Here is a 3496-nt window from a genome sequence, read left to right as displayed (position 1 = left end):
GCATTGTCGACGCTGAGCACCGAGGAGCTGGCCGCGCCGATCTCGGAGGGGTCGATGTGGCGCACCATGCCGCGGGCGCCTTGGATGATGCCGGTGATGACGCAGATGAGCAGCACCACGACGATGCTCCAGTCGGAGCCGTGGTTCTTGCCTGCCGCCATGGCACCTCACCTCCCCGGGCGCTCGCGCCGCACGCCGCGCGGCGTGCGCCCATGATTCTGACAGCGTTCGGCGCACCGGCACCAGCACGGCCTTGAGGTTTGGTGGAGACTCTGATGATCGTCAGACACCTCCCCGTCCGGGGACATTCTCGTCAAGACATCGACTGGACTGGCAAAGTGACGCCGGCGTCCTCGACACACCCGGGACGCCGCCCAGACATGAAAGGGGCTCCATGGCTGACCCGCACCTGCTGGTCGACAATCTCCTGCCCATCTGGTGGATCGCCCTCGCGGCCGCTCTCGCGCCGGTGCTCGCGATCACCTCTCGCCGGGTGATCCCCGACGTGGTCTGGCTGCTGGGGCTCGGGGTGCTCATCGGACCCCACGCCCTCGCGCTGGCCGAGCGGACCGCAGCTGTGGACTTCCTGCGCGAGCTCGGCATGGGCTTCCTCTTCTTGCTGGCCGGTTTCGAGATCAACACATATGACCTTCGAGGTGTGCAGGGGAGGCGCGCCGCGGTCACGTGGATGCTGTGCGCCGGGCTCGGGGCCGCTGCCGGAATGATGGTCTTCCGGAGCGACTGGCACGTGGCAGTCGTCTTCGCCATTGCCTCGACCTCCACGGCCCTCGGCACCCTGCTCCCCATCCTCAAGGACTCGGGGGCCATGGGCACCCCACTGGGACGCGCCGTGATGGTGCACGGCGCCGTCGGGGAGCTGCTGCCGATCGTCGCCATGTCCCTGCTCCTGTCCACCCGCGGCACCTGGCAGTCGAGTGCCGTCCTGCTGCTGTTCGCTGTGATCGCGGTGGGCACGGTGGGTGTACCGGCGCGCATCTTCCGACGCATCCCCTTGCTGTCGCGGGCGATCGGTGCCGCCTCCAACTCCACCATGCAGACCACACTGCGGCTCACCATCTGGGTCCTGGTCAGCCTGATGCTGCTGTCGGCGGTACTTGAGCTGGACGTCGCGCTGGGAGCGCTGTGCGCAGGAATGCTGCTCAAGGCGGCGCTCACCTCGGCCTCTCCGGACCACGCCGCCGAAGTGATGCACAAGGTGGAGATCGTCGGCTTCAGCCTGCTCATCCCGGTCTTCTTCGTCACCAGTGGCATGGGCATCGACTTCGCCGCCGTCCTCGAGCAGTGGCCGCTGCTGCTGGGCTTCGTCGCCGTCGTGGTCCTCGTGCGAGGGCTGCCGGTGGTCCTGCGGGAGCGCTGGTGCACCACCGCCTCTGGTCTTGAGACCCGTGGCGAGCAGGTGGGCCTGGGGCTGTACGCCGCCACCGGCCTGCCGATCATCGTTGCCGTCACCCAGATCGCCGCCGCGTCGGAGCTGATCAGCGCCACGCTGGCGTCGACGCTGGTGACCGGCGGGGCCGTGACGGTCCTGGTATTCCCCTACCTCGCCCAGCGAGCTGCCGCCCCCGGCCGGCGCTGAGACGGCGGCACGAGCACCTCAGGCGCCCCGTCCGATACCGCGGGGAAGGCGGTCCTTGGTCCAGCCCAGCAGGTCCTCGGCCTGGGTGAAGGCGAAGCGGTCGGTCATGCCGCCCACATAGGTGACGGCACCGCGGGTGAGGTCATCCCAGCGATAGTCGGCGGGCATCAGCTCGGGGCGTGCCACGTAGCGTTCGACCAGACCACGCAGCACCTCCACCACGGCATGGCTCTGCGCCACCGAGTCCGGTCGGGTGTAGATGCGGTCGTAGTTGAAGCGTCGCAGCGAAGCCAGGGCCGAGGCCGTCTCGGCGTCCATGCCGACCCGCCCGGTGGCATTGGTGGTGTCCACCACGGCCCGGATGAAGGTGCCCAGCTGGGCGCGCCGGCCGATGCCCGCGATGGCGGCAACGTCATCGGGCAGCTCTGACAGCTCGACGATCCCGGCGTGGATCGCATCCTCCAGGTCGTGGGCGCAGTAGGCGATGCGGTCGCTCCAGCTGACGATTTCGCCCTCGATGGTGCCGGGGGCGGGCCGGCTCCAGGAGTGGTTGCGGATGCCGTCGAGGGTCTCGGTGCACAGGTTCAGGCTGGTCAGCACCACATTGGCCCCCCAGGGGCCGTGGTCATAGCCCTCGGGGATGAAGGCATCGAAGGCGTCCTCCGAGGCATGGCCGCCGGGCCCGTGGCCGCAGTCGTGGCCCAGCGCGATGGCGTCTGCCAGGGCGACATTGGTGCCGACGCCGCGGGCGATCGAGGTGGCCACCTGGGCCACCTCCAGCGCGTGGGTCAGGCGGGTGCGCTGGTGGTCGGTCGGGTAGACCACCACCTGCGTCTTGCCGGCCAGCCGGCGAAAGGCCGGCGAGTGGACGATCCGGTCCCGGTCGCGCTCGAAGCAGGTGCGTTCGGCATCCGGTTCCTCCTCGATGGCGCGATTGCCCGCGCCATGCGAGAGGGTTGCGCCGGGACGCAGCAGCAGGGCCTCGCGCTCCTCGCGTGCCTCACGACCGATCACCGCCCCGGTCTGCATCGTGGCGTGGGAGTCGGCATGGGCCAGCACGACGTCGTCGTTCTCGTGGCCGTGCATGGTCTGGGCCCAGGCGACGGCCCGGGGCATCACCTCGGGCTGTGTCGCTTCTGCCTGCACCGACTCGGGCCCGTCGGCCGGGGCCGCGGGTTCGGGGATGCTCGCGTCGCACTGGTTGCACATGCCTAGCCTCCTGAGGTGTCGGACTCGTCCTCGCTGATCTCGACGTCGAGGCCCGAGGTGTCGTCATACCAGCCGTAGGGAACGATCACCTTCGCGCGCGGCGTGCCCTGGCGGCCACGGGGCTTGCCCAGTTCCATCTCGGGGAAGGGCGCGTCGTGGTCCAGCTGGGTCAGCAGGGCGTCGAAGGTCTCGAAGTCGCTGATCATGGCGAGCTGGTGGCGCAGTTCCCCGCCCACCGGGAAGCCCTTGAAGTACCAGGCCATGTGCTTGCGCAGGTCGGTGAGTCCGTGGCGCTCCCCCATGATCTCGGCGAGCAGTTCGCCGTGGCGGCGCACCATGGTGGCGACCTCGCCCAGCGACGGCCGCACCTGCGTCTCGCGTCCGGCGAAGGCATCGGCCAGGTCGCGGAAGAGCCAGGGCCGCCCGAGGCAGCCGCGGCCGACCTCGACGCCGGCGGCTCCGGTCTGCTCCATCATGCGCAGCGCGTCGGCCGCCTCCCAGATGTCGCCATTGCCCAGCACGGGGATGTCGACGTGCTCGACCAGGCGTGAGATGTGGTCCCACTTGGCCTCGCCGGAGTAGGCGTCGGCGACGGTGCGGGCGTGCAGGCAGATCGCGGCGATGCCTTCCTCCTGGGCGATCCGGCCCGCGTCGAGGAAGGTGTGGTGGTCGTCGTCGATGCCGATGCGG

General features: G+C 69.8%; 3 protein-coding genes. 1 reads left to right on the top strand and 2 read right to left on the bottom strand.

The features are described from left to right. Positions 1 to 394 precede the first annotated feature (394 nt). Positions 395 to 1597 carry a cation:proton antiporter gene (locus ACHFFZ_RS07230; RefSeq protein WP_394275975.1) on the top strand — a complete coding sequence of 401 codons (1203 nt, stop codon included), beginning with the start codon at positions 395 to 397 and terminating at the stop codon, positions 1595 to 1597. 18 nt (positions 1598 to 1615) lie between these two features. Here ACHFFZ_RS07230 and ACHFFZ_RS07225 read toward each other — a convergent pair whose 3' ends face one another. Together ACHFFZ_RS07225 and ACHFFZ_RS07220 are read right to left on the bottom strand one after the other, a co-directional pair. Next, positions 1616 to 2683, bottom strand: a complete 1068-nt coding sequence (locus tag ACHFFZ_RS07225; RefSeq protein WP_394275976.1) for an HD domain-containing protein — start codon at positions 2681 to 2683, stop codon at positions 1616 to 1618. A gap of 125 nt (positions 2684 to 2808) precedes the next feature. Then, positions 2809 to 3496: tRNA dihydrouridine synthase (locus ACHFFZ_RS07220; RefSeq protein WP_394275974.1), on the bottom strand; the 688-nt coding region annotated here is incomplete at its 5' end.

This window comes from Luteococcus sp., assembly GCF_043424415.1.
GTDB lineage: Bacteria > Actinomycetota > Actinomycetes > Propionibacteriales > Propionibacteriaceae > Luteococcus.
The sequence above is the reverse complement of the archived record's forward strand: the minus strand, read 5'-3'. Positions and strand labels throughout refer to the sequence as shown.